This is a genomic window from Streptococcus oralis, assembly GCF_026782235.1.
Lineage (GTDB): Bacteria > Bacillota > Bacilli > Lactobacillales > Streptococcaceae > Streptococcus > Streptococcus oralis_CC.
On record NZ_JAKUWE010000002.1, the window covers coordinates 118,951 to 144,041 of the forward strand.

25 protein-coding genes are annotated in these 25,091 nt (G+C 40.4%); 17 read left to right on the top strand and 8 right to left on the bottom strand.

The window, feature by feature from the left end:
• Nucleotides 1-121: 121 nt before the first annotated feature.
• The 8 genes from MK396_RS01020 (at nucleotide 122) to MK396_RS01055 (ending at nucleotide 7,680) form a co-directional block, all read left to right on the top strand.
• The gene (locus tag MK396_RS01020; RefSeq protein WP_268723393.1) at nucleotides 122-982 is read left to right on the top strand and encodes a DUF4299 family protein; all 861 of its coding nucleotides are present in this window, start codon (nucleotides 122-124) and stop codon (nucleotides 980-982) included.
• A 154-nt stretch (nucleotides 983-1,136) separates the two neighbouring features.
• Nucleotides 1,137-2,060 (top strand): helix-turn-helix domain-containing protein, encoded by a 924-nt coding sequence (locus tag MK396_RS01025; protein WP_268723394.1) that lies wholly within the window; start codon nucleotides 1,137-1,139, stop codon nucleotides 2,058-2,060.
• Nucleotides 2,061-2,202: 142 nt separating this feature from the next.
• Nucleotides 2,203-2,424: a hypothetical protein gene (locus MK396_RS01030; protein WP_268723395.1), complete on the top strand. Its 222-nt coding sequence runs from the start codon at nucleotides 2,203-2,205 to the stop codon at nucleotides 2,422-2,424.
• On the top strand, nucleotides 2,424-3,014 hold the full coding sequence (locus MK396_RS01035; protein ID WP_268723396.1) for a TlpA family protein disulfide reductase: 591 nt from the start codon (nucleotides 2,424-2,426) through the stop codon (nucleotides 3,012-3,014). Before MK396_RS01030 ends, MK396_RS01035 begins: the two co-directional genes overlap by 1 nt.
• Nucleotides 3,015-3,487: 473 nt before the next feature.
• A complete protein-coding gene (locus tag MK396_RS01040) occupies nucleotides 3,488-4,351 on the top strand; it encodes an ATP-binding cassette domain-containing protein (protein WP_084872358.1) in 864 nt (287 codons plus the stop codon).
• A gap of 23 nt (nucleotides 4,352-4,374) precedes the next feature.
• Nucleotides 4,375-5,067 (top strand): ABC transporter permease, encoded by a 693-nt coding sequence (locus MK396_RS01045; RefSeq protein ID WP_268723397.1) that lies wholly within the window; start codon nucleotides 4,375-4,377, stop codon nucleotides 5,065-5,067.
• Nucleotides 5,068-5,075: 8 nt separating this feature from the next.
• Nucleotides 5,076-5,657 (top strand): hypothetical protein, encoded by a 582-nt coding sequence (locus MK396_RS01050; RefSeq protein WP_084872361.1) that lies wholly within the window; start codon nucleotides 5,076-5,078, stop codon nucleotides 5,655-5,657.
• Nucleotides 5,650-7,680, top strand: a complete 2,031-nt coding sequence (locus tag MK396_RS01055; RefSeq protein ID WP_268723398.1) for an ATP-binding cassette domain-containing protein — start codon at nucleotides 5,650-5,652, stop codon at nucleotides 7,678-7,680. The genes MK396_RS01050 and MK396_RS01055 overlap by 8 nt, the downstream gene beginning before the upstream one ends.
• Nucleotides 7,681-7,909: 229 nt before the next feature.
• Here the strand turns inward: MK396_RS01055 and MK396_RS01060 are convergent, their stop codons facing one another.
• The 5 genes from MK396_RS01060 to MK396_RS01080 form a co-directional block, all read right to left on the bottom strand.
• Nucleotides 7,910-8,872: a DUF6574 domain-containing protein gene (locus MK396_RS01060; protein ID WP_268723399.1), complete on the bottom strand. Its 963-nt coding sequence runs from the start codon at nucleotides 8,870-8,872 to the stop codon at nucleotides 7,910-7,912.
• Nucleotides 8,873-8,934: 62 nt separating this feature from the next.
• Nucleotides 8,935-9,864 carry a DUF4097 family beta strand repeat-containing protein gene (locus tag MK396_RS01065; protein WP_268723400.1) on the bottom strand — a complete coding sequence of 310 codons (930 nt, stop codon included), beginning with the start codon at nucleotides 9,862-9,864 and terminating at the stop codon, nucleotides 8,935-8,937.
• Nucleotides 9,857-10,450: a DUF1700 domain-containing protein gene (locus MK396_RS01070; protein ID WP_268723401.1), complete on the bottom strand. Its 594-nt coding sequence runs from the start codon at nucleotides 10,448-10,450 to the stop codon at nucleotides 9,857-9,859. Before MK396_RS01070 ends, MK396_RS01065 begins: the two co-directional genes overlap by 8 nt.
• Nucleotides 10,437-10,763, bottom strand: coding sequence for a PadR family transcriptional regulator (locus tag MK396_RS01075; protein WP_268723402.1), 327 nt, complete (start codon nucleotides 10,761-10,763; stop codon nucleotides 10,437-10,439). Before MK396_RS01075 ends, MK396_RS01070 begins: the two co-directional genes overlap by 14 nt.
• Before the next feature lie 135 nt (nucleotides 10,764-10,898).
• Nucleotides 10,899-12,065, bottom strand: coding sequence for a CynX/NimT family MFS transporter (locus tag MK396_RS01080; protein WP_268723403.1), 1,167 nt, complete (start codon nucleotides 12,063-12,065; stop codon nucleotides 10,899-10,901).
• A gap of 221 nt (nucleotides 12,066-12,286) precedes the next feature.
• On the opposite strand from MK396_RS01080, the gene MK396_RS01085 reads away from it, so the two are divergent.
• Both MK396_RS01085 and MK396_RS01090 read left to right on the top strand, forming a co-directional pair.
• Nucleotides 12,287-13,117 (top strand): glycosyltransferase, encoded by an 831-nt coding sequence (locus tag MK396_RS01085; RefSeq protein ID WP_268723404.1) that lies wholly within the window; start codon nucleotides 12,287-12,289, stop codon nucleotides 13,115-13,117.
• A gap of 75 nt (nucleotides 13,118-13,192) precedes the next feature.
• Complete coding sequence (locus MK396_RS01090) at nucleotides 13,193-15,043, top strand: nucleoside-diphosphate sugar epimerase/dehydratase (protein WP_268723405.1); 1,851 nt, start codon at nucleotides 13,193-13,195, stop codon at nucleotides 15,041-15,043.
• Between the two features lie 91 nt (nucleotides 15,044-15,134).
• On the opposite strand, the gene MK396_RS01095 is transcribed toward MK396_RS01090, so the two are convergent.
• The 3 genes from MK396_RS01095 to sdaAB are packed head-to-tail and all read right to left on the bottom strand — an operon-like array spanning nucleotide 15,135 to nucleotide 17,344.
• On the bottom strand, nucleotides 15,135-15,764 hold the full coding sequence (locus MK396_RS01095; protein ID WP_268723406.1) for an HAD hydrolase-like protein: 630 nt from the start codon (nucleotides 15,762-15,764) through the stop codon (nucleotides 15,135-15,137).
• 27 nt (nucleotides 15,765-15,791) lie between these two features.
• Nucleotides 15,792-16,664, bottom strand: a complete 873-nt coding sequence (gene sdaAA, locus MK396_RS01100; protein ID WP_268723407.1) for an L-serine ammonia-lyase, iron-sulfur-dependent, subunit alpha — start codon at nucleotides 16,662-16,664, stop codon at nucleotides 15,792-15,794.
• An 8-nt stretch (nucleotides 16,665-16,672) separates the two neighbouring features.
• A complete protein-coding gene (sdaAB, locus tag MK396_RS01105) occupies nucleotides 16,673-17,344 on the bottom strand; it encodes an L-serine ammonia-lyase, iron-sulfur-dependent subunit beta (protein ID WP_057488864.1) in 672 nt (223 codons plus the stop codon).
• A 241-nt stretch (nucleotides 17,345-17,585) separates the two neighbouring features.
• Between sdaAB and MK396_RS01110 the strand changes: the two genes are divergently transcribed.
• The 7 genes from MK396_RS01110 to mnmG all read left to right on the top strand — a co-directional run bounded on the left by MK396_RS01110 (nucleotide 17,586) and on the right by mnmG (nucleotide 25,056).
• A complete protein-coding gene (locus MK396_RS01110; protein ID WP_268723408.1) occupies nucleotides 17,586-18,161 on the top strand; it encodes a LysM peptidoglycan-binding domain-containing protein in 576 nt (191 codons plus the stop codon).
• 278 nt (nucleotides 18,162-18,439) lie between these two features.
• Nucleotides 18,440-19,270, top strand: a complete 831-nt coding sequence (locus MK396_RS01115) for an ABC transporter substrate-binding protein (protein WP_268723409.1) — start codon at nucleotides 18,440-18,442, stop codon at nucleotides 19,268-19,270.
• Nucleotides 19,218-20,624, top strand: a complete 1,407-nt coding sequence (gene argH / locus MK396_RS01120; RefSeq protein ID WP_268723410.1) for an argininosuccinate lyase — start codon at nucleotides 19,218-19,220, stop codon at nucleotides 20,622-20,624. The genes MK396_RS01115 and argH overlap by 53 nt, the downstream gene beginning before the upstream one ends.
• Nucleotides 20,625-20,995: 371 nt before the next feature.
• Nucleotides 20,996-22,117 (top strand): tRNA 2-thiouridine(34) synthase MnmA, encoded by a 1,122-nt coding sequence (gene mnmA, locus MK396_RS01125; RefSeq protein WP_001282952.1) that lies wholly within the window; start codon nucleotides 20,996-20,998, stop codon nucleotides 22,115-22,117.
• A gap of 140 nt (nucleotides 22,118-22,257) precedes the next feature.
• Nucleotides 22,258-22,713 (top strand): NUDIX hydrolase, encoded by a 456-nt coding sequence (locus tag MK396_RS01130; protein ID WP_000193645.1) that lies wholly within the window; start codon nucleotides 22,258-22,260, stop codon nucleotides 22,711-22,713.
• 8 nt (nucleotides 22,714-22,721) lie between these two features.
• Entirely contained in the window at nucleotides 22,722-23,153 is a 432-nt protein-coding gene (locus MK396_RS01135; RefSeq protein WP_268723411.1) for an NUDIX hydrolase, read from the top strand.
• On the top strand, nucleotides 23,143-25,056 hold the full coding sequence (gene mnmG / locus MK396_RS01140; protein ID WP_268723412.1) for a tRNA uridine-5-carboxymethylaminomethyl(34) synthesis enzyme MnmG: 1,914 nt from the start codon (nucleotides 23,143-23,145) through the stop codon (nucleotides 25,054-25,056). Before MK396_RS01135 ends, mnmG begins: the two co-directional genes overlap by 11 nt.
• Nucleotides 25,057-25,091 lie beyond the last annotated feature (35 nt).

Sequence of the window (25,091 nt, forward strand, 5' to 3'; positions counted from 1 at the left end):
CATCAAACAGCCTTCAGGGGCTGTTTTTCTATGCTTTTTATCTAAAAATCTAAAGTTTGTTTCTGTATCTTTCAGGAAAATAGGTTATACTGTATGTAAACGATTTCAAAGGAGGCCAGTTATGGCGAAAACATTTTTTATCCCAAATAAAGAAAGCATTCTAGGACAACAGGAGGTCTTGACCGCCAAGTCCATCTTGGCCTTGGTGGAGGGCTTGGAGTCGCATAGTTATGATGCAGTCTATCTCCGTCAACCCCTCAATCGTCTCGAATACATGGAGTGTGGGATTGTAGGTCAATCGCAATTTCTCTTCAAAGTGAACTATGCGGATAGTCGAAAAGGTTATCAAGTGGTGATTCCAGACTTCCTTACCAGAGCAGACTGGGAGATTGTAGAAGCTCTCCTCCAAGCCCTATCGAGCAAGTTGGGGCAAGTGGTAGAAGGGCTAGAAGACTTTGACTTTGAAACTTATTTCCGACAAACGGTCAAGCAATATTTAGCGGATAAGGCAGTTCGTTTAGTATATTGCCAAGGACTCTTGTCCCCTATCTATCTCAACAAGGAATACCTCGAGAGCTTTTTGGCTGAGGATGGATTGGCACGTTTTGAAGAGTTGGTCAAGAAGGTTCAAGGTTCTGATGCCTACCTTGCCAGTGTGAAATTTTACCCAGACGCCCAAGGCAAGGTGCACGGTATCTATCACCTAGCCCAGGGAGTCAAGACGATTTTGCCAAAGGAACCTGTTGTACCAGCTCCTTATACCGAGCAGCTGGCAGGCAAGGAACTTGTTTGGGAGATTGACCTAGTGGCGATTTCTGGTGATGGTTCAAAAGCCGAAGACTACGAATCCATCGCTCGCTTAGATTATGTAAAATTCCTAGAGTCACTACCAAAAGCACTTTACCAGCAATTAGATGCCAATCAATTAGAGGTACAAGCCATCCTAGAACAAGATTTTGAAGGATTGGCACAAGAAAAGTAAAGCAGATCAACTGCTATTTAGCATGCGAAAGATAGTTTAGCTTAGTTAGGTTTTGTAATGTGAAATTTCAAAAATTGCTTAGTTCAATGAAAAATAGTATAATATAACAAAAAATAGAATATTGTTCGTTAAATAATGATCAGGAGATCTTAAGATGGATATCAAGAAGGAAGTAGGTAAAAGAATCCGAATGTTGCGAGAGATGAAACATATCACTCGTGAAACTCTTTGTGATGATGAAACTGAGATAACGGTGCGCCAATTAGCACGGATTGAATCAGGGCAGTCTTCCCCAAGTTTATCCAAGGTAGAGTATATAGCTTACAAACTAGGCTGTCCAATTTCACATATAGTAGATATGGATCATATGATTTTACCTTCAGAGTACTTGATAGTAAAGGATAAACTTATTAAGTTTCAAACTTATGGAGATGATGACAGAATTCATATTAAAGAAGAGTTGTTTGAAAGAGTTTACGAACACTATTATGACAGTCTACCTGAGGATGAGCAGATTGCAATCAGCGCCTTACAAGCTAGTTTTGATGTCTTTGTAAGTGAGGATGCAGGGTTTGGAGATGCTTTGCTTGATGAGTATTTTGAACAAGTAAAGATAAGAAAAAATTACTCGGTGAATGATTTGCTCCTGATAAAGCTGTATTTTGGTTCGTGTTTGGCAAGACCGACTGAGTATCATCATGAACTATTTTGGATGCTTTCTAAAAAACTTATAAGAGAAACAAATTCATCCGATTTAGAGACAGCCTATATGTTAAAGAGAACTGTGCTTGATTCTTTAGCTGTTCAATGGATGGAAAAATCTTACTCCACTTTTGAGCCTTATGTTAAGGCAATGAACACGTTGATGACCTTATCGCAGGATTTTCAAAACAAGCCAATTGTTGATATGCTAGATGCTATGTGTACCCTATTTCATAAACAGGATAAGGAAAAAGCTATCCACTTATATGATAGAGCTGTTATTTGCGCTCAAGCATTTGGAGACTCAGTATTAGAAGCGCGTATATTGGGAGAAAAAGAAAAAGATATAAAAACTTTTGAAGAAATGAAGAGATGACATGACATTTTTGTCATGTTTTTTTCTTTTTGAAAGCGTTATACTTTAACCATAAAGAATAAGAGATAAGGAGGAAAGAAAAATGTTTGGATTTGCAGTATTTTTAAGTCTGAGTTTTTGGTTTTATGGGTAGGAGATGGAAATGGAAGATTTTAGTATCTCACTAGAGACTTTTACACAAACTCGCCATAGTCTGATAGTTCGAAATAACACGAATGAGCAAAAGTTGGTACAAATAGAGTTGAACAAGGAACTATACCGTTTAGCTATTTTAGATGCAGATGAAGAGCGTGTTTTAATCTTACCAGAAGAATTATCTATTATCGAAAGTTTTAAAATTTCAGAGGTGGAGGACAATCCATGATGTCAAAAAAACATGTTGTAGAGGCAATGATTCTTCTTGTGATAGCTTCTTTATTTTTAGCAGGATTTTACTATCAAAACCAAGAATCTCATCATCAAGAAGAAACAAAACAAGAGCTTCTCTTAAAAAAAGAAGAGGAGATAAAACAATATATTTCAAAAACTAAAAATACAACATTCAAGAATGCATTGTTGACCTCCAATGAGGGAGCGCAGGTTCAATTATCGGATTACAAGTCTAAATCAAAGGTTGTGGTATTCTGGGCTAGTTGGTGTCCTGATTGTCAAAAAGAGCTCCCAATCATTCAGCGCCTTTATGATAAATATCAAGATAAAGTTGATTTCTTTATGGTGGATATAGTCGATGGGGAACGTGAAACACTTGAAACCTCTCATCAATTTTTAATGGATCAGGGTTTTACCTTTCCAGTTTATATAGATCAAGATTTACAAGCTTTTAAGTTCTTGGATGTAAAAGCTATTCCAACTATCTTTATAGTGGATAAAGATGGGATAGTGAAAGAAATTTATATTGAACAAGGAAGCGAAGAAATGTTATCTAAAGATTTAAAACAGTTAATAAATAACTGAAATGAGAATCTCATTTGGTTATTATAAAAAATTTTTTAAAAGGAGGGTTTTCTGATGAGAAAACTAACTGGACGTGTTAAAAGACACATTGTAGCAGGCCGCTTTTGTATTATAGGTCTCCCATATGGAATAGGTCTATTTTGTTGGGATTAATGGAGGGACAAGCTAATGAAAAAACTTACTAAACGTGATAAATTGCATATTGTAGCAGGTCGCTTTTGTATCATAGGTCTTCCATATGGAATAGGTTTATTTTGTTGGGATTAAATAGGAGGGTTAATTAATGAAAAAACTAAGCAATAAACATAAAAAACACATTGTGGCAGGTCAATTTTGTGCACTTTCACCATATGGTGTTGTTGGAATGATTGCAGGTATTGGATTCTTCTGCTGGAGTTAACGTAAGCTAAAAATCTCTGGCAGGGTTCATTCCTTGTCAGAGATTTCTTTGATATGATGAAAGGAGAGAAACTATGAATCGTGTGATTTTAAGTCTTAAAAATATCGATAAAACATATGGAAAAGAACAGGTTCTCCATAATGTTTCCTTTGATATTGGGAAAGGGGAAATATGTGGCCTTATTGGTGAAAATGGTGCTGGCAAGACAACATTAATGAGAATTCTCCTAGGACTCATTCGAGCTGATAAGGGAGAAATCGAGAGTGTTTCGCAGCATAAGATTGGCAGTATTATCGAATCACCTGCCCTTTATCCAAACTTGACTGGACGTCAACACCTGCAATATTATAAAACAAGATTTGGTTTAAAGACAGATATCACAAAAATGTTGGAATTGGTTCACTTGCCTGAACCGTCATGGGATCGAAAAGTAAAAAACTATTCCCTTGGAATGAAGCAAAGACTATCGATAGCAATTGCGCTTTTGGATAATCCAGAGCTTATTATCTTAGATGAACCCGTGAATGGGTTAGATCCTCAAGGGATTTCAGATTTAAGAAAAATGATTTTGAATTTAAGGGATCAGTTAGGAGTTACTTTTTTAATCTCGAGCCATATTCTGTCAGAATTGGAATTTATAACAGATAAGTATATCATCATGAAACAAGGAAAGATTCTAAATGTGATGAGTTCACAAATGCTAGCGACCAATTTATCTGAAAAAATTTTCCTAAAGACAAGTGATAATCAGATTCTACAAATGTTTTTAGAAAAAGAGGGCGTTGACCATTTTGAGCAGGATGACTATCTGGTTGTGACAGAGAAGGAAAAATTAATGGCTATTTTGGAATATAGTGTCGCTTCAAATCTAGTAATACAGGATATTTATATTAAGAAGGAACGCTTTGAGGACTACTATTTGCGTAATATTATCTGATGATTTAAGAAAGGAGGAGAGTCATGAATTCTCTTAAGGCAGATATGTATAAATTTTACTGGGAAAAAAGAGGAGTACTTCCTAGTTTGTTGATAGGATTATTGATTTTGTTATTCTCCTTGTTTTTTAAGTCATCAAATGAAAATGAGCCGGCATTTCGAGTGTTGATTTCAAATGTGAGTGGTTTTATTCCTTTGCTTTTCATCTCTGCCAATTTATTTTTCTGGGGAGAAGATTATAGTTTCCGTACGATCAATATTCTGCTCACAAAAGAAAAACAGCGTTGGAAGTTATTTTTATATAAAACCTTGGGAACCTTTTGTTTATCTTTCCTATATGTGACTATTTTTTATAGTTTAACAGCTCTTGTTTATTTGGAAGGGGACATGGTGTTGATTGTTTCGACATTTTTACACCAACTACCATACTATTTTGTCATTATAAGTATCTCGTTATTGATTTTTCAAATATTTGATAAGGTTTATGAATCATGTATGATTTATACACTCTACATTTTACTATTTGATAACCTATTGGCTTATGTCTTTCCAAACTCTGGTGAGAGTGTGAAAGACTATTTGCTTATGACTTTAAATTTGAAAGCATCACCAAGTTTTAGTCAATTTACCCTTACAAACGTATGCTATCCTATCGTGGTGAGTATAGCAGTACTTGTGCTTGCGTTAGCTGTATTTAGTAAAAAAGAATTTAAGTAGGAGGACTAATGATGAAAAAAATAGGAATTGTAGTTGGGCTGTTGTTACTGTTTGTAGTAGCTGGAATTTTATTAACCTTAAAACGAGGAGAGACGACAATCAGTGTGAAACAATCATGGACTCTTTCTTCTAAAAGTATTAAAACGTTAGAGTTTTATGGCTCAAAGCAAGCAATTGATGTTAAAGTTGTCAAGAGTGAATCAGATGAAACAAGTGTTCAAATAGAAGGAAAAGTTTCCGAAGAATCAGCGAATAATATATCTAAAAACGTTAAAATGAGTTCAGATAGTCTATATCTACCATTTTCACAACATGGTTTTAATTTGGCTCTGAGTTCAGAAGGGAAAGACAAGTTATATGTAACTATTTCCTTAGGGAAAAATGCTACTTTCGAAAAAATATTTATAGATACTCTTGTTGGCGATGTATCTATTACAGTTCCTCAAGATTTTGATGGGATTTATACTTTACATACAAACAATACAGGAGAAATTTTAAGGGTTCCTACCACAAATCAAACTTCGAATAGCGTCATTGAAGTTGATGGCTATAGTAAGATAAGTGTTGAAAAAGGAGAAAATAATGGTTAGTCACTATAAACAAGCAACTTTGCTGGATTGTGGAATGGCTTGTGTAAAGACAATCATTTCTTATTATTTCCCAAAATTAGAACATTTAGATAGTCTACAATTTGAGAATCATAATCACCAAGGACTGTCTTTGTTTGAAATAGAAGGTATGCTAAAAAGCTATGGTATTGATGCGGATTCTTATCAAATTGACGCTCCTAGTTTGTTAAATAACGTATCATTTCCTTATTTGATGGTAGTAGAAAGAGCTGGTTTACCTCATTATATTGTTGTATTAGATGGAGATAGTAATTTATTGACGGTTTCTGATCCTGCAAATGAGGAAATTGAGAAAATTTCAAGTTTAGAACTTTTTAGTCAGAGTGTAGGAGTTGTTTTAATTCCCCAAAAGAGTGAGAGTGTTAATTTAGAAGATAGAAAAGGTGTTGTTACTTTTAGCTATGCAGATAAGTTATATCATAGATTTCTATCTTCACTTAGTTGGAAGAGAAAGTTTGCAATCTTTTTCTTGGGAATAGCCAAAATTATCTTACCAGTTACTATTGCTTTTTTTCTACAAATAACAATGTCTAATCTGCTTAATATTCAGTTTAGCTTTCAGTTATTTAGTCTCGCTTCAATAATGTTAGGTTCATATTTTTATTGGCAGTTTTCTATATTAGAAACGAGATTAAAAGGAAAGATTGAGAATGATTTTTTAAATGATATTCTGTCCTCTTTTTATCAGAACCAATTGAATGATTTTTCTTTAACTAAGAATTATGAGTATGTTAGTAGTTATTTTTGGAATTTGTTGTTATCAGCAACAGGTATTATGCAAAAATTTTACTTAAAGGTACAGCTTTTAGTGTTTTGCTTGCTACTATTATTGCTATTAAAATTGAATATCATTATTTTCGCAGTTACAAGCTTATCTATAGTTATTCTTGGTTTATATGTAAATTTTGAGATACGAAAAATTGTAAAAAATCAGCGAGAATTTATTGCTAAGAGTTCTAACTTTAGTTCTCTTGTAGAAAATACAATTTATGGTTTGCAAGATATTATAAGTTTCCAAAAATCAAGCGACTTTATCAAAGAATTTAATGAAAGACTCAATGAACTGTTGGGAACGAAACTAGATAGTACACATATTACCAATAGATTATTAGCTTCTACTCAGATATTTATAGGTTTAACTGGTTCATTTTTGATTGCTACTATAACTTCTATGAGAGATTATGAACATATAGCAGAGTATGCAAATAGTATTTTGATTCTATTACTTTTATCCAGCATTTTAAGTTCTTTAATTACATCTTGGGTAGCATTGAAAAAAAGTCAATATTCCTTTGAGTTTATTGGAACAGAGGAGGTAGAAGCGAAAAGGGATGTTGTTCCTATTTCAGTAGCTAAAATTAAACAGTTGTCTTGCCATGATTTATCTAAAAAATGGGATGAAAGATTGGTGTTTAATAAATTAAATTTCGAGTTTAATAGTGGTGAATTAACCGTTATTACAGGCGGTAATGGAACTGGGAAATCATCTTTTTTGAATATTATTCAGGGATTATCTTCTCCAACAGAGGGAGATATTGTACTGAATGGAATGGAAAGTTTTTCTACTTTAGAGGAGACTGATATTTTGGATTATTTAAGCGTGTATTCATCTGAATTTCACGTATTCCCTGGAAGTGTTTCAAAAAATATTAATTTCACCCTATTTAATAAGGAAAACTATGAATCAAATAATCTTGATAGTCTGAATCTCAATGTATCTCTGAGTCATCAGATTGATGGGAAAGCCACCAATATTTCGCAAGGTCAGAAACAAAAAATTCTACTTATGAGGAGTTTGTCGCAAGAAAAGGACATCTATCTATTTGATGAGCCTACAGGAAATTTGGACAGAAACTCAACTGAATTATTTCTAAATGAGGTTGAGAAATTAGTGAACGAGGAAAAGATTGTTATTGTCGTGACTCATGATAAGGATGTTATTGCTAGAGCAAGCAAAGTTATTAATATGGATGAATTTCATTAAAAGTTAAAAAATGGAGATTGGTGGATTCTAATCTTCATTTTACCTATAAACTAATTTGCATAATATTTGGAATAACGAGTTTCATAGCAATGTTATCATACTACTGAACTTTAGGAATAAAACCCATCCTAGGACAATATTTTGAAGGATTGGCAAGCATCAAGTAAGCCTTGTTTAAAAAAGAGTAAGCATAAAAATCCCTGTCATTAACAAATGGCAGGGATTTTGGTTAAAAGAATGTCATGATGCGAAGGTAGTCTACTGTCAGCGCGAGCTCTGCAATGAAGAAGGGTAAGAGAATAGCACCATCAAGTAAGACAGCTAGCAGGAAACGATAAAATAGGTCGAGGCTGCTGGTCTTACTTGGCTTGCTAATCACAAAGAGATTGCCGAGGGCAAAGATGGTCATACTTAGAAGAGTGAGGATGCCAGCAAATCGTAAGCCACCAAAGAGTGCAAAGAAACTTGCTAGAGCTGTTAGGACAAGTGGGATAGCAAAGAGTCTGCTATACCGATCAAAGGCTTCTTGGAATGTGAAGTCACTCTCCTGATCCAGCACACGTCGGACAGTAAAGCCTCCCAAAATGATGGAAAAGTAAAATAGAGCGCTAGCGACCAGAATCGAAAGCCCAGCAAAGAGATCTAAAGGAGGAAGCTGGTTGGGAGAACCATTAGCAATAGAAATCATATAGCCATAGTAGAGGTGCTTGATATGATAGATACTAAAGAAAAGATTAATAGAAGACAGCAAGGTGAGTAGGGCAAAGACACTGTAACGATGCTTTTGGTCCGTAGTCTTGCTAGCAGTTGGTTCTTGGATAGCATCCAGCAGCCAAGACCAAAATAGTGCGATTTCTTCTTTGAATCGGGCAGTTTTACGAGGGTCAATATCTGGGATATAGGGGCTTTCTAAAGCCTTGCTGAGGATACTTTTCTCTTTTGCAGGGTTTTCTTGCTTGTGCTCCTCTTCCTCCTTCCCTTCTCCCTCTTCCTCGGTTTGGGCTTCTTCTATCGTTTCGGGAGTTTCCTCCTCATGCCTTTCCGACTCTTTAGGTGAGATAGGAGTTTCTTGGCTTACTTGTGGTTCAGTCTCCACAGTTTCCGAAGTCTCTGGTTGGTCGTGCTGGATTTCCGATTTCGTCTGAGCTGATTTCTTCTCAAGATCGGCGCTTTCAAACCATTCTTGTGTCATGGTGGAACCTCCTTTTTTATGGTCGTTTTCTATCTTTAGACTAGCAGATGAAAGCGTTTTTGTCAATGGTTTCTAGATGGAGAAGAGTACTCTTCTTTAGGTAGGTAGATATCCTGGTTGGCTTTTGCAATGAGCAGGTCCTTGATATCTGCTTTTTCCGTTTTATAAGGGTTGGCAAGTTCATTCTCTTTTTGTCCACGATGTTCTTCTTTGGGTTGACGATAGATACCGCCATGCTGAGAAGAAATATCTAGATTGATACGGTCGGTTTCTTTCTGGGAGAGAATGAGTGTTAGAGTGGAATAGGCCTCTAGCTCAACCTTGCCGTGAACCTGGATATTTTCAGCATAGATACGTTCACCTTCCGTCCGGACCTGGCTATCTGTCAATTCGGTATTAAAGATATTGATGATATGAGGTGTCGTTAGTGTGCTGTTCTTGATAGAACTTTCTGTTAGTCTTAAGAGGTTGCCTTTTGTTTTGATTGTTGCATTTTCAAGATTGGCTTGACGAATATTGGTTTGTCCACGATTGGCTGAGACGGTGATAGCTTGTAGCCTTCTTCCTTTAGGGAGGGAGAGAATGACTTCGTCAAAACGGTGAGAATAATTGCTGGCAATACGAAGTAGGCCTTCGATTCCTGAACCTAGAAAGCGATGTTGGGAGGCTTGTTTGTCAGTGACGCTCAGTGTTTTGTCACTCATGCCAGTAGTCAGATCGTGACGACCAGACACAGAAGGATGATAGGTGATGTGGATCTTGTCATCTACAGACTCTGTGATGGTTAGGCTATGTTCCTCAAGGGTCAAATCAAGTTTTTCCACTTCACTTCCAAAGGTAACTTCTTCGATACGATTGTCATAGACGGGGTCTTTTGACATGGCAAGCAAACTTTGAATACCATTGGACTGGGCGCCTACAATGATCATGATAAAACCAAGGATTGTAGAAACCACACCAAAGATGAGAAATCCTTTTGTCAATTTACGCATGTCTGTCACCTCTCTTTCCTTTTTTAAGAATCCATTGCACCAAGCGGACGATTAGGAGGCCAAAGAAACGGGCTACATAGGAGATACCTAGTAGAACAAGAGAAGAAGCACCGATAGAAAGCAAACCGGCTCCAAAAATCAAAATAAAGGCAGATTTGGCTTCGACCAGAACACTAAAGCTCTCTATGATAAAGAGTCCACCTAGCAGGATACCCGTCACCGAAACAGTGAAAAAGGCTAGAATGACGGAGACAGCTGCGATAAAAATACCGATGATGGCCATGAGGATGCCGATCCCGACCGGAATTCCGATAGGGGCTGCTAGTAAGGCAAGTAGGGCAATGTGTAGCAGTTGGCGGTCATTCTTTTGAGCAGGGGCTTCATTAACTTTTTTATCTAGGAGGTTAGAGAGGACATCATGAGCCGCTTCTTTTGGTGTTCCTAGACTGGCAATGAGTTCCTCTTCACCCTCTGAACCTGCATCGTCAAATAGTTCCTTAAAGTAATCCATGGCTTCGATGCGGTCAGCTTCAGGTAGTTTATGGAGATAGGTTTCTAACTGAGTCAGATAGTCAGTTCTTGTCATGGCGGATACTCCCTTCTATGATGCCGTTGACGGTGTCGGTATAGAGCGTCCACTCTTCCTTTAGAGTAACGAGTTGCTCTACGCCCCGATTGGTCAAGGAGTAGTATTTGCGCATACGCCCCTGAAACTCTCTAGAGTAGGTGGTCAGAAAGCCACTGGCTTCCAATTTTTTGAGAATGGGATAGAGCGTAGATTCTTTGATATTGGCGATGAGCTTAATGGTGTGACTAATCTCATAACCATAAGAATCCCCCTGCTCCAGTACAGCCAAGATGAGAAACTCGATCAAGGCAGAGGATGTTGGGAAGTACATGGGAAACCTCCTTTATATTATATAGAAATTTTATATATACTCTTTTCAAATATATTGTATCTCAAGTTGAAAGCCCTGTCAAGAAATATGTGTAAAAATTTTATATATAAAAAACTCCTAGTAAAAACTAGAAGTTTAGAGGATTTTATCAGCCCGATCCACCATAAAGAGTGAGATAGTCATGATGATATCGATGGCTAGAAGAGCAAGGACGGCTGGAATCCAAGATTGGAAAAGTTCAAAACTATAACCAAATAAGGCAGGACCAAAAGCTGCTAAGATGTAGCCTCCTGTTTGCGCCAGTCCTGACAGCTGAGCCGTCTTTTCAGGTGAACTGGTTTTAAGAGAGAAGCAAACCATGAGGTAGGGAAAGAGGGCACTGCAGGCTGTTCCAATCAAGAGATGAACGACTAACCAGTAGAGGAAATTATTGGTTGGATACAAGAGCATGGCAATTCCTGTCATCCCAGAGAAGGAAATGATTGCCAGCATGATTCGACGGTGACCATCTGATAGACGAGTCGTCAGACTTGGAACAGTCATTGAAAAAGGAATGCTGATCAGTGAGAAGATAGAAGCGAGGAGGGCCGCATCCTTATTAGAAAGACCAGCACTAATGGCAATCGTTGGCAACCAGGTCATACTTGTATAAAAGAGCAAGGACTGAAGCCCGCCAAAGATAATGATGGCCCAGACATCTTTACTTTTTAGAATGTTTTCTTTGACTTGCTTTTCTTTTTGGGCTTCTAGGTAGTGGTTGTGGCGATGATTTGGCAACCAGATTAGCAGAGTGACCAGACAGAGAAGGCTGAGAACGAGGATGAGGCCCTTCCAAGAACTAGCTTGGGTGATAGGGACCGAAAGATAAGAAGCGATGGCCGTTGAAACCCCCATGGCAGTGACATAGAGAGTTGTTAGGAAACTAATCTTTTGAGGCTGATTTGCCTGAATCATACTTGGGAGGAGTACATTGAAAATGGCGATGCTCGCTCCGATGATCAGAGTTCCTAGGTAGAGAAGGGGAAGATTGAAAATCCGAATGGCAGAGCCAACAGTTAAGAGGAGGAGACAGTAAGTAAAGAGATACTCCAACCCGATTTTTTGTGCCAAGCGGCTTGCAAAAGCAGAGAAAAGAGCAAACATCAAGAGAGGGAGACTGGTTAAAATTCCAAGAGAGCTAACCTCCACTCCTAGTCCCTGAGCGATATCTCCTAAAATGGTTGGAAGAGCAGTAAAAGGAGATCGTAAAACAGTCCCGATTAAGACAATTCCTAGAACAAAAAAGAGTGATTGTTTTTTCATAAAAACCTCGATAGGATGATTTTAATAACAGCTTATTTTAAGGTTTTTTCCTTATAATGTCAAGTAATGACAGCCAAGACAGTTCAATCAATGGAAGTGAAAATAAAGTGAAAAGAGACAGATTTCTTTACTAGAATTTTCCTTGATTTGATATAAAAATAGGAAACTAGGAGAATTTGTGATAAAATAGTGGAAGGAAATCTATACATTGGAGAAAAACTGTGCCTGAAAAGCAAAAAATCAGCGTCTTGATGTCGGTCTATGTAAAGGAAAATCCGACGTTTTTAAGAGATGCTATCAAAAGTGTTCAAAACCAGACCTTGAAACCGAGTGAACTTGTTCTTGTTGAGGACGGGCCGCTCACACCCGAACTCTATCAGGTGCTAGAAGAAGTGGAAGCTCAGTCAGACATTCCAGTGAAACGGTGCCCCTTAGAAGAAAATCAAGGTTTAGGTTTGGCTCTTCGATACGGTGTTTTACAGTGCCAGTATGACATTATTGCCCGCATGGATACGGATGATTTAGCTGTTCCGGATCGTTTTGAGAAACAGCTTCAGCTAATGGAGAAAGAAGATCTCGATCTCTTAGGCGGGCATATCGCAGAGTTCATTGACAATCCAGATGAGATTGTGTCTTATCGTCGTGTTCCAACTCAGCATGCAGATATTGTGGCCTATCAGAGAATGAGAAGTGCCTTTAACCATATGACAGTCATGTTCAAGAAGGATATGGTCCTCAAGGCGGGCAACTATGAAGATGGCCTTTACATGGAGGATGACCTCCTTTGGCTCAATATGATTGCTGCAGGTGCCAAGACTGGGAACCTAGATCAAATCTTGTGTAAGGTTCGTGTCGGTGCAGGGATGTTTGAGCGTCGAGGTGGTTTACGTTACCTTAAACTCTATCGTCAAGCTCGCCAACGGATGCTTGAGCGAGGGCAAATTTCTTACATGGAATATGCTAAAAGTGTAGCCATTCAGGCAATTGTTGCACTTTGTCCAGGCTTTGTACGTCAGTTTATCTTCGTCAAACTTTTAAGAAAGAGAAAGTAAGCCCCGATAGACTGAATGATTCAGGTTATCATAACAACAGTATCATCTGACTCTTTTAAGGGGGAGTAAATTCCTATGAATAAAAAACTAACAGATTATGTGATTGATCTGGTTGAAATTTTAAATAAACAGCAAAAACAAGTGTTTTGGGGGATATTCGATATTTTGAGTATGGTGGTTTCCATCATCGTATCTTATATCTTGTTTTATGGCCTTATAAATCCTGCGCCTGTGGATTACGTGATCTACACTCTTTTAGCCTTCCTCCTCTATCAAATCATGATTGCGTTTTGGGGGCTAAATGCTAGTATCAGTCGTTATAGCAAGATTACGGATTTCATGAAAATCTTTTTCGGAGTGATGCTCAGCAGTGTTCTTTCTTATGGAATCTGCTATGCCTTTCTTCCATTGTTTTCTATCCGTTTCATCGTACTCTTCATTTTGTTGAGTACCTTCCTCATCTTGCTTCCTCGTATCACTTGGCAGCTGATTTATTCCAAACGTAAAAAGGGTAGTGGAGATGGAGAGCATCGCCGTACCTTCTTGATTGGTGCGGGAGATGGTGGTGCCCTCTTTATGAATAGCTACCAACATCCAACCAGTGAGCTTGAGATAGTGGGGATTTTGGACAACGATGAAAAGAAAAAAGGGCAAAAACTAGGTGGAATCCCAGTCCTAGGCTCTTATGACAATCTACCTGAATTGGCCAAACGTCACCAAATCGAGCGTGTCATTGTAGCAATCCCTTCGCTTGATCCATCAGAGTATGAACGTATCTTGCAGATGTGTAATAAACTAGGTGTCAAATGTTACAAGATGCCTAAAGTTGAGACAGTTGTTCAAGGCTTACATCAATCGGGTAGTGGTTTCCAAAAAATTGATATCACAGACCTTTTGGGCCGTCAGGAAATTCGCCTTGACGAATCACGTCTGGGTGCAGAAATTACAGGTAAGACCATCTTGGTGACAGGAGCCGGTGGTTCGATTGGTTCTGAAATTTGTCGCCAGATTAGCCGCTTCAACCCAGAGCGTATCGTCTTGCTTGGACATGGTGAAAATTCAATCTACCTTATTTATCATGAGTTGATTCGTAAATTCCAAGGGATTGATTATGTTCCTGTCATTGCAGATATTCAGGATTATGATCGTCTTTTACAAGTGTTTGAACAGTACAAACCAGCTATCATCTACCATGCTGCAGCCCACAAACATGTTCCAATGATGGAGCGCAATCCAAAAGAAGCCTTCAAGAATAATATCCTCGGGACCTACAATGTTGCCAAGGCTGTTGATGAGGCCAAAGTACCTAAGATGGTCATGATTTCGACTGACAAGGCGGTCAATCCACCCAATGTTATGGGGGCGACTAAGCGCGTGGCAGAGTTGATTGTTACTGGCTTTAACCAACGTAGTAAATCAACCTACTGTGCAGTTCGTTTTGGGAATGTTCTCGGTAGCCGTGGTAGTGTGATTCCTGTCTTTGAACGTCAGATTGCTGAAGGTGGTCCTGTAACGGTGACAGACTTCCGTATGACACGTTACTTCATGACCATTCCAGAGGCTAGCCGTCTGGTCATCCATGCTGGTGCTTATGCTAAGGATGGGGAAGTCTTTATCCTTGATATGGGCAAACCCGTTAAGATTTACGACTTGGCTAAGAAAATGGTCCTTCTAAGCGGGCACACAGAAAGTGAAATTCCAATCGTTGAAGTCGGTATCCGCCCAGGCGAAAAACTTTACGAAGAACTCTTGGTTTCGACCGAATTGGTTGATAACCAAGTCATGGATAAAATTTTCGTTGGTAAGGTTAACGTCATGCCTCTAGAAGCCATCGATCAAAAGATTGAAGAATTCCGTTCACTCAGTGGAGATGAGCTCAAAGAAGTGATTATTTCCTTTGCAAATGAGACAACCCACGTTGAGTAAGATCGCCCAACTAATTATAAATAAAAGGCCAAGGTTCTGTTTGTACAGGACCTTGGCCTTTTTACTCTGTAATTTCAAATCGTTGTATTATTTATAGTTGCTTAATGATATCGTCAATGGTACGGGCAATCCAGTCAGGTTGATAGCTGAGCAAATCAGCCTCTTCTCCAAATCCCCAAGTAACAGCGAACTTTTTAATGCTAGTTTCTTGGGCTCCAATCATATCAAACTTGGTGTCCCCGATGATGAGGACTTGGTCTGCAGGGAGTCGATGCGTTTGCAAGGCATAACGGATGACATCCGCCTTATGAGGTGTTTCGGGACTAGAACCGTAAATGCCGTCAAAGAAATGATGGATTCCCAGATTTTTAGTCATATCATGAGCAGTAGGAGTATTCTTTGTTGTAGTGATGTAGAGAGGGTAGTTTTGCGAAAGCTCTTGGAGCAATTCCGTTATTCGGGGGAAGAGTTGGGCTTCGTGGATGCCTTTTCTCTTGTAGTAAGAACGATAGATTTGAACGGCTTCCGAGATTTGTTCCTTGGGAAGGCATGTTGCAAAACTACTTTCAAGGGGTGGTCCCATAAAACCACGAATGGTTTTGGCATCAGGGCTTGGAACTCCTAGCTCTTTAAAGGTATGGGTAAAGGCATTGTGGATCCCGAGGGAACTGTCAACCAGGGTTCCGTCTAGATCAAAAAAGATTGCTGAGATAGAGGGCATAGTTTCTCCTAATAGATACAGATGAGTTTATTCGCCGAAGATTTCTTTTTGTAGGCGGCGACCAGTAGGAGTGGCAGCGAGTCCACCCTCAGCCGTTTCACGAAAGGCAGTTGGGAGGCTTGATCCGACTTGGTACATGGCATCGATGACTTCGTCAACAGGGATCTTAGATTCGATACCTGCCAAGGCCATATCTGCCGCGATAAAGGCAAAGCTAGCCCCCATGGCATTGCGTTTGACACAGGGAACTTCAACCAGACCAGCGACGGGATCGCAGATGAGACCTAGCATATTTTTAATGACAAAGGCGATGGCTTGGCTAGCCTGATAGGGGGTTCCACCTGCAGCCAAGGTCAAGGCTGCGGCGCTCATGGCAGAGGCGGATCCGACTTCGGCCTGGCAGCCACCTTCAGCGCCTGAGATAGAGGCGTTGTTTGCGATAACCAATCCAAAGGCACCAGCAGCAAAGAGGAAATCCAGCTGTTCTTCGTGGCTAAGGTCTAATTTTTGGATAGCAGCAGTGAGAACGGCTGGCAGACAGCCAGCACTTCCTGCGGTTGGAGTGGCGCAGACCAAGCCCATTTTAGCGTTGTGTTCGTTGACCGCGATGGCATTTCGGGCTGCTGATAGGATGGTAAAGTCAGACAAGGCCTTGCCACTTTTGAGATGGCGGTCTAGTTTGGCCGCGTCTCCGCCTGTTAGGCCACTACGGGATTTAATTTCACTGAGACCGAGCTCGACAGAGGCTTTCATGACTTCTAGATTGCGTTCCATGAGGAGGAGAACTTCTGCACGTTCTCGACCGGTTAATTGATATTCGGTCGCAATCATGAGTTCTGCGACATTTCCTTGGAAGTCTAGATCCGCCTGCTCGACCAATTCTTTGATAGAATAAAACATGTTTCCTCCTACTTAAAGAAATTGACATTGTGGAGATGAGGGATTTTTCGGATTTCTTCAATCGCCTCTTCGCAACTTCGACTATCGACTTCGATAATCATGATGGCTTTTTCTCCAGCTTTTTCCCTAGTCACATTCATCTGCGCGATGTTGATATCGAAACGAGAGAGGGCTTCAGTAACATGGGCAATCATACCTGGAACATCTTGATGCACGATGATGATGGTCGGTGTGTTCATGTTGAGAGAGACAGCAAAGCCGTTAAGTTCCGTAACTTGGATATTTCCTCCACCGATGGAAATTCCTGTCACACTGATGGATTTGTGTTCATTCTTCACAGTAATTTTAGTGGTATTAGGATGAGGAGCGTTGCTGTCTTTCTGAATGGTCCAGACAATCTTGATACCACGTTTATGGGCAATCTCTAGGCTATTTGGAATGTCGGGATCGTCCGTATCCATACCTAATATACCAGCGACGAGAGCAAGGTCGGTTCCATGACCACGGTAGGTCTTAGCAAATGAATTAAATAATTGGAATTCGACTTCTGTCGGCGTATCATCAAAGATGGAAGAGACAATTTTTCCGATACGAACAGCTCCAGCTGTGTGGCTACTTGATGGGCCAATCATGACTGGTCCGATAATATCAAAGACAGATTGAAAACGAAGTGATTGCATCTGTTTCCCCTTATAAAGATTCTTATATCTATTATATCAAAGAATGGACCTCTGCGCTTGTTTCCCTTATCAAAAGCTCAAAATGATTAAAGATAGTATAAAATAAGGTCTTTTGTGACAAAAATCTCCTTAAAACGGTAAATATAAAACATTTTTGTAATATTTCTACATATAACCGTTAAACAACGGTAATATTTAAAAGGTATCATAGATATATTCAATGGAAGGAGAATTTTTAGATATGTCATTAACAACTAAAAAAATCAAAACAACTATCGCAGGAGTGGCAGCTTTGCTTGCTTTCTTTGCCCCAGCTCTTACCTCTGCACAAGAAACTGTAACTTACACTGTTAAATCAGGTGATACTCTTTCAGAAATCGCTGAGAAGTACAACACGACTGCTGAAAAATTGGCAGCAAGAAACAACATTAAAGATATCCACCTTATCTATGTTGACCAAGTTTTGGTCATCGAAGGGACAGCTTCTACTGCAGCTCCAGCAGCAACAACAACTTATGAAGCCCCAGCTGCACCAGCAACTTCAGCAGCTCCAGCAGTAGAAAGCAACACTGCAGCAGCTTCTACTGTAAGTGGTTCTGAAGCAGAGGCCAAAGAATGGATCGCTCAAAAAGAATCAGGTGGTAGTTACACAGCTACAAATGGCCAATACATCGGACGTTACCAATTGACAGATTCATACTTGAACGGTGACTACTCAGCTGAAAACCAAGAACGTGTAGCAGATGCTTACGTTGCAGGACGCTACGGTTCATGGACAGCTGCCAAGAACTTCTGGCTTAACAACGGTTGGTATTAAGAATAAAAGAGTCCTTTAGGGCTCTTTTTTGTTTCTCTAGAACAAAAAGTGTAAGGAGCTTCTCAGTAATGCTCTGCTTGTATAATTTCGACTAAATTTTTCAAATTGTTTAAAAACCCAAATAGTATAAATAAGCTTATTATATGTAAAAATATATCATATAATAAGCTTTTTTCTTGATTTAAATGAAATAAAATACAGTTTTTCCTTGACAAACGAGAACGAGAAGAGTATTATTTATACAATAATAAAGTATAAAAATAAAATGAGGCTCTTCTATGAATAAAGTGAAGAAGGTGTTGATGACGATGTTTGGTTTGCTTATGTTTCCCTTATTATTTGCTTGTAGTAACACTCAGTCCCAAGGTGTTGAAGCCATTAAGGCTAAAGGAAAATTGGTGGTGGCCCTAAATCCAGAGTTTGCTCCGTTTGAATACCAGAAATTGGTCGATGGGAAAAATCAGATTGTAGGTTCAGATGTTGAGCTAGCCAAAGCCATCGCAAAGGAACTAGGTGTAGAAGTGGAGTTCTCTCCAATGAGTTTTGACAATGTACTGGCTAGTCTTGATTCAGGCAAGGCCGATCTTGCCATATCAGGTGTTTCTAAAACGGAAGAGAGAAGTCAAGTTTACGATTTTTCAATTCCCTACTACACTTCTAAAAATAAGGTTATCGTAAGAAAATCTGAATTAACGAATTACCAATCAGTCAAGGATTTGGCTCAGAAAAAGGTTGGAGCGCAGAAAGGTTCTATCCAGGAAACTCTGGCTAAAGAAACCTTGCAGGATTCTTCTCTCGTTTCACTTCCTAAAAATGGAAATTTGATAACAGATTTGAAATCAGGGCAACTAGATGCGGTTATCTTTGAGGAACCAGTGGCGAAAGGATTTGTAGAGAATAATCCAGACCTAGCCATCGCTGAGTTTGATTTTGACAATGATAAAGAAGATTCCTACGCTGTTGCGATGAAAAAAGATAGTAAAGAATTAAAAGAGGCGGTTGATAAAACCATCCAGAAATTGAAGGATTCTGGGGAGTTGGACAAATTGATTGACGATGCTTTTAAAGCCTCTATCGAAAAATACAAAATTATGGGGTGGTCGATTTGAAGGCACTGTGGAAGAGTGGGTAGAACAGTTCGGTGCGAGTATTTCCTTTGACCACCAGCTGGCAAAATTTGATTTGATGGGTTCCCTAGCTCATGTTCAAATGCTAGGACAGACTGGCATTTTAAGCTTGGAAGAGGCAGAGCAGATCCAAGATGGTCTGAAAGCTTTGTTGCGAGATTTAGAGGCAGGAGAGCTTCATTTTGATATTGCAAATGAAGATATTCATATGAATATGGAAGTGTTACTGACAGAGAAAATTGGTCCTCTGGCTGGGAAACTACACACAGCTCGTTCACGGAATGACCAAGTCGCAACGGATATGCACTTATATCTAAAGGAGCAGCTTGGGCATGTCTTGGATAAGTTGGCGAATCTGAACCGTGTTTTGCTGGATTTGGCTGAAAAACATGTGGAGACCATCATGCCAGGATATACTCATTTACAGCACGCCCAACCGATTAGTTTTGCCCACCATCTCATGGCTTATTACAATATGTTCCAAAGGGACAGCGAACGTTTTGCATTTAACCTAAAACATACGGACCTATCTCCCCTGGGTGCGGCTGCCTTGGCAGGGACAACTTTTTCAATCGATCGTCAATTATCGAGTGATTTATTGGGCTTCCAACAACCCTATACCAATTCCTTGGACGCAGTGAGTGACCGTGATTTTATCTTAGAATTTCTGTCAAATGCCAGCATTTTGATGATGCATATGAGTCGTTTTTGTGAGGAAATCATCAATTGGTGCAGTTTTGAGTATCAGTACATTAGCTTGTCTGATAGCTTTTCAACGGGTTCGTCTATCATGCCCCAGAAGAAAAATCCTGATATGGCCGAATTGATTCGAGGGAAGACAGGACGAGTTTATGGGCACTTACTTGGGCTATTGACTGTCATGAAGTCTTTGCCTCTGGCTTACAATAAGGATTTGCAAGAGGACAAGGAAGGCATGTTTGATACAGTAGACACGATTTTGAATTCTCTGGATGTGTTGGCAGGTATGCTATCGAGCATGCAGGTTAATAAGGCCAAAATGCAGCAATCCACAGAGAATGATTTTTCGAATGCGACCGAACTGGCAGATTATTTAGCTGAAAAAGGCCTCCCCTTTAGAGAAGCGCATGAAATAATAGGTAAATTGGTTCTAGACTCTATCAAGCATGGTAAAAACATCCAAGATTGGAATTTGGAGGAGTTGCAAGTCTACCATCCCTTGATTGAAGAGGATATTTATATCTACTTGCGTCCAGAAACCGCTGTTCAGAGACGGAATTCCTTAGGAGGAACCGGCTTTGAGCAAGTGAAATACCAGATAGAACAAGCAAAGAAAGAACTTAAAGTGGAAAATTGATTCGTTTGCAAAGGAAGAAAGGGAGGCTGAGATGATTTATCAGCCTCTTTCTTGTCTTCTCTAACCAAGCGTGTTATAATGAATACTGCTCAAGCGACCTTCAATCGTTGAAGCACACACGACCTTCAATCGTGAACTAGTCATTTCGTTTATCTTTTATTACGTCGTTAACTCGTCTTACCTAACTCGAGTTATGCCTGCGACTCGTTGCCTATCATATTTTCATTTTAAGATGATAGGCTAAAATGGTCTCCCAGACCATTTTACTCCTAAAAGCAAACGAAAAGACTATACTCGAAGAAATTCTATTGAAAGTCATAATGAATAGAATTTTGAAGGGTATGAATAAACGAATAGATGGGAGACTTACCATGAGTGATAACTCTAAAACACGTGTTGTCGTGGGGATGAGTGGTGGTGTTGATTCGTCGGTGACGGCTCTCTTGCTCAAGGAGCAGGGCTACGATGTGATCGGTATCTTCATGAAGAACTGGGACGACACAGATGAAAACGGCGTCTGTACGGCGACCGAGGATTACAAGGATGTGGCTGCGGTGGCAGACCAGATCGGCATTCCCTACTACTCTGTTAATTTTGAAAAAGAGTACTGGGACCGCGTCTTTGAGTATTTCCTAGCGGAATACCGTGCGGGGCGCACGCCAAATCCAGATGTTATGTGCAACAAGGAAATCAAGTTCAAGGCCTTTTTGGACTATGCCATGACCTTGGGTGCAGATTATGTAGCGACTGGGCATTATGCTCGAGTGGCGCGTGATGAGGACGGGACAGTTCACATGCTTCGTGGCGTGGACAATGGCAAGGATCAGACCTATTTCCTCAGCCAACTTTCTCAAGAACAACTCCAAAAAACCATGTTCCCACTGGGGCATTTGGAAAAGCCTGAAGTTCGCAGACTAGCAGAAGAGGCAGGCCTTGCGACTGCTAAGAAGAAAGACTCGACAGGGATTTGCTTTATCGGAGAAAAGAACTTTAAAGAATTTCTCAGCAACTACCTGCCAGCCCAGCCTGGTCGCATGATGACTGTGGATGGTCGCGATATGGGTGAACATGCTGGTCTGATGTATTATACGATTGGTCAGCGTGGCGGACTTGGTATCGGTGGTCAACACGGTGGGGACAATGCCCCTTGGTTCGTTGTCGGAAAAGACCTAAGCAAAAATATCCTCTATGTCGGCCAAGGATTCTACCATGATTCGCTCATGTCAACTAGCCTAGAGGCTAGTCAAGTTAACTTTACTCGTGACATGCCAGAGGAATTTACGCTAGAATGCACAGCTAAATTCCGCTACCGTCAGCCTGATTCTAAGGTGACTGTACATGTCAAAGGAGACAAGGCAGAGGTCATCTTTGCAGAGCCACAACGCGCGATTACACCAGGACAGGCAGTTGTCTTTTACGATGGCGAAGAGTGTCTAGGTGGCGGTTTGATTGACAATGCCTACCGCGATGGACAAGTTTGTCAGTACATTTAGATTGACAAATTTTCTCAATTTGCTACAATAATAAAAGCAATAGAAATGATGGTCAAAGCTCATGGATGTTGCAGGCTTTTTTGTCCTGCACTTCTTTGGAGTTTTGACTGTTTTTGTGTCGTTTAGAGGAAAGGACAAGAATGACTCAACAAGACTTTCGGACAAAAGTGGGAAATACGGTTTTTGGCGTTCGTGCGACAGCCTTGATTATCCAAAATGGCAAGCTCCTAGTTACCAAAGACAAGGGCAAGTATTACACAATTGGCGGTGCGATTCAAGTCAATGAAAGCACGGAAGAAGCGGTAGTCCGTGAAGTGAGGGAAGAACTAGGTGTCAAAGCTCAAGCTGGTCAGCTAGCTTTTGTAGTTGAAAATTGTTTTGAACAGGACGGTGTTTCCTATCACAACATCGAGTTTCATTATCTGGTGAACTTGCTTGAAGATGCTCCATTGACCATGCAGGAAGACGAAAAAACGCAACCTTGTGAGTGGATTGACTTGGATCAGCTCCAGAATATCCAGCTAGTTCCAGCCTTTTTAAAAACAGCTCTACCAGATTGGGACGGCCAACTAAGACACATTCATCTTGAGGAATAGGAGAGAAAATGATGGTTAAGCTTATTGCCCATGTACTTGTTTATAGTGGTGGTGATTATTTACTCATTCAGCGTTCGGAAATTAAAAGAGGAGAACCCAACGTTTATCCAACTTACTGGGATATTCCTGGTGGCGGGGTTGAAAAGGGTGAACTTCCGCGTGATGGTGCTCTTAGAGGATGCATTGAAGAAGCGGGAGTTAGGCTAGATAGCAGTTCGCTCAAACTTCTTCACGAAGATAGTCAACTGGATACCTCTAAGGATACGGTTTTTACTCGCTTAGTTTATAAAGCAGAGTGGGTTGGGGAGAAGCCAATTATCAGATTAGATCCTGAAGAGCATACACACTTTAAATGGGTTACTATGGATCAAGCTCTAGAGGAGGAGAAGTTAGTTCCTTATTTGCGAGAAATTTTTGAAAGGTTAAGAAATGACTTATAATTTTACGGAAGAATACGATATTATTGTAATCGGTGCGGGGCACGCTGGGGTGGAGGCATCTCTAGCTGCTAGCCGTATGGGCTGTAAGGTCTTGCTTGCAACCATCAACATTGAAATGCTGGCTTTCATGCCTTGTAACCCTTCAATCGGTGGTTCTGCCAAGGGGATTGTTGTGCGTGAAGTCGATGCCCTTGGTGGTGAAATGGCCAAGAATATTGACAAGACTTACATCCAGATGAAGATGCTCAACACAGGGAAAGGCCCAGCCGTTCGCGCTCTTCGTGCGCAGGCTGACAAGGAACTTTACTCTAAGGAAATGCGCAAGACAGTTGAAAATCAAGAAAATCTGACCCTTCGTCAAACCATGATTGATGAGATTTTGGTGGAAGATGGCAAGGTTGTCGGTGTGCGTACAGCCACCCATCAAGAATATGCTGCTAAGGCTGTAATTGTGACCACAGGAACTGCCCTCCGTGGGGAAATTATCATCGGAGATCTCAAGTACTCGTCAGGACCAAACCACAGTTTGGCTTCGATTAACCTAGCTGATAATCTCAAGGAACTGGGACTCGAAATTGGTCGTTTCAAGACAGGAACGCCTCCACGTGTTAAGGCTTCCTCTATCAATTATGACGTGACAGAGATTCAGCCAGGAGACGAGGCCCCTAATCACTTCTCATACACTTCACGTGATGAGGATTATGTCAAGGACCAAGTGCCATGCTGGTTGACTTATACCAACGGTACCAGTCATGAGATTATCCAAAACAACCTCCACCGTGCGCCTATGTTTACGGGTGTAGTTAAGGGAGTGGGACCTCGTTACTGTCCATCGATTGAGGATAAGATTGTGCGCTTTGCGGACAAGGAACGTCACCAACTATTTCTAGAACCCGAAGGGCGTGACACTGAGGAAGTATACGTTCAAGGTTTATCAACCAGTCTGCCTGAGGATGTCCAGCGTGAGCTGGTACATTCCATCAAAGGGTTGGAAAATGCTGAGATGATGCGTACTGGTTATGCCATTGAGTATGACATGGTCTTGCCACACCAGTTGCGTGCAACACTTGAAACCAAGAAAATCTCAGGGCTTTTCACTGCTGGTCAGACAAATGGAACATCAGGTTACGAAGAAGCTGCTGGTCAAGGGATTATCGCTGGGATTAATGCGGCTCTGAAAATCCAAGGCAAGCCTGAATTGATTTTGAAGCGCAGTGACGGTTATATTGGGGTCATGATTGATGATTTGGTGACTAAAGGAACCATTGAACCCTATCGTCTTTTGACCAGTCGTGCTGAATACCGCCTTATTCTCCGCCATGACAATGCGGATATGCGTTTGACCGAGATGGGTCGAGAGATTGGGCTTGTGGATGATGAACGCTGGGCTCGCTTTGAAATCAAGAAAAATCAATTTGACAATGAGATGAAGCGTCTCGACAGTATCAAACTCAAGCCAGTCAAGGCAACCAATGCTAAGGTTGAGGAGATGGGCTTCAAGCCATTGACAGATGCAGTGACAGCCAAGGAATTCCTTCGCCGTCCAGAAGTTTCTTATCAAGATGTGGTGGCCTTCATCGGACCAGCTGCAGAGGACTTGGATGACAAGATTATCGAATTGATTGAAACAGAAATCAAGTACGAAGGCTATATTTCCAAAGCCATGGATCAGGTTGCCAAGATGAAACGAATGGAAGAAAAACGCATTCCAGCCAATATCGACTGGGATGATATTGACTCTATCGCGACAGAGGCTCGCCAGAAGTTCAAACTCATCAATCCAGAAACCATCGGCCAAGCTAGCCGTATTTCGGGAGTAAATCCAGCAGATATTTCTATTTTGATGGTGTATCTTGAAGGTAAAAATCGTAGTATTTCTAAAAATCAAGAAAAGAAAGCATAGAGAAAAACAGCTCCGAAGACGGGGCTGTTTTTTTT

Excerpts from the sequence above, each read along its gene's own strand:
- MK396_RS01095 (WP_268723406.1), bottom strand. The coding sequence starts at position 15,764 with ATGCCCTCTATCTCAGCAATCTTTTTTGATCTAGACGGAACCCTGGTT.
- MK396_RS01115 (WP_268723409.1), top strand. The coding sequence starts at position 18,440 with ATGAATAAAGTGAAGAAGGTGTTGATGACGATGTTTGGTTTGCTTATG.
- MK396_RS01050 (WP_084872361.1), top strand. The coding sequence starts at position 5,076 with ATGATGAAAAAAATAGGAATTGTAGTTGGGCTGTTGTTACTGTTTGTA.
- MK396_RS01080 (WP_268723403.1), bottom strand. The coding sequence starts at position 12,065 with ATGAAAAAACAATCACTCTTTTTTGTTCTAGGAATTGTCTTAATCGGG.
- MK396_RS01070 (WP_268723401.1), bottom strand. The coding sequence starts at position 10,450 with ATGACAAGAACTGACTATCTGACTCAGTTAGAAACCTATCTCCATAAA.
- MK396_RS01035 (WP_268723396.1), top strand. The coding sequence starts at position 2,424 with ATGTCAAAAAAACATGTTGTAGAGGCAATGATTCTTCTTGTGATAGCT.
- MK396_RS01135 (WP_268723411.1), top strand. The coding sequence starts at position 22,722 with ATGATGGTTAAGCTTATTGCCCATGTACTTGTTTATAGTGGTGGTGAT.
- MK396_RS01075 (WP_268723402.1), bottom strand. The coding sequence starts at position 10,763 with ATGTACTTCCCAACATCCTCTGCCTTGATCGAGTTTCTCATCTTGGCT.
- MK396_RS01055 (WP_268723398.1), top strand. The coding sequence starts at position 5,650 with ATGGTTAGTCACTATAAACAAGCAACTTTGCTGGATTGTGGAATGGCT.
- MK396_RS01065 (WP_268723400.1), bottom strand. The coding sequence starts at position 9,864 with ATGCGTAAATTGACAAAAGGATTTCTCATCTTTGGTGTGGTTTCTACA.
- MK396_RS01110 (WP_268723408.1), top strand. The coding sequence starts at position 17,586 with ATGTCATTAACAACTAAAAAAATCAAAACAACTATCGCAGGAGTGGCA.
- argH (WP_268723410.1), top strand. The coding sequence starts at position 19,218 with ATGCTTTTAAAGCCTCTATCGAAAAATACAAAATTATGGGGTGGTCGA.
- MK396_RS01090 (WP_268723405.1), top strand. The coding sequence starts at position 13,193 with ATGAATAAAAAACTAACAGATTATGTGATTGATCTGGTTGAAATTTTA.
- MK396_RS01025 (WP_268723394.1), top strand. The coding sequence starts at position 1,137 with ATGGATATCAAGAAGGAAGTAGGTAAAAGAATCCGAATGTTGCGAGAG.
- mnmA (WP_001282952.1), top strand. The coding sequence starts at position 20,996 with ATGAGTGATAACTCTAAAACACGTGTTGTCGTGGGGATGAGTGGTGGT.
- sdaAA (WP_268723407.1), bottom strand. The coding sequence starts at position 16,664 with ATGTTTTATTCTATCAAAGAATTGGTCGAGCAGGCGGATCTAGACTTC.
- MK396_RS01030 (WP_268723395.1), top strand. The coding sequence starts at position 2,203 with ATGGAAGATTTTAGTATCTCACTAGAGACTTTTACACAAACTCGCCAT.
- mnmG (WP_268723412.1), top strand. The coding sequence starts at position 23,143 with ATGACTTATAATTTTACGGAAGAATACGATATTATTGTAATCGGTGCG.
- MK396_RS01020 (WP_268723393.1), top strand. The coding sequence starts at position 122 with ATGGCGAAAACATTTTTTATCCCAAATAAAGAAAGCATTCTAGGACAA.
- sdaAB (WP_057488864.1), bottom strand. The coding sequence starts at position 17,344 with ATGCAATCACTTCGTTTTCAATCTGTCTTTGATATTATCGGACCAGTC.
- MK396_RS01130 (WP_000193645.1), top strand. The coding sequence starts at position 22,258 with ATGACTCAACAAGACTTTCGGACAAAAGTGGGAAATACGGTTTTTGGC.
- MK396_RS01045 (WP_268723397.1), top strand. The coding sequence starts at position 4,375 with ATGAATTCTCTTAAGGCAGATATGTATAAATTTTACTGGGAAAAAAGA.
- MK396_RS01060 (WP_268723399.1), bottom strand. The coding sequence starts at position 8,872 with ATGACACAAGAATGGTTTGAAAGCGCCGATCTTGAGAAGAAATCAGCT.
- MK396_RS01040 (WP_084872358.1), top strand. The coding sequence starts at position 3,488 with ATGAATCGTGTGATTTTAAGTCTTAAAAATATCGATAAAACATATGGA.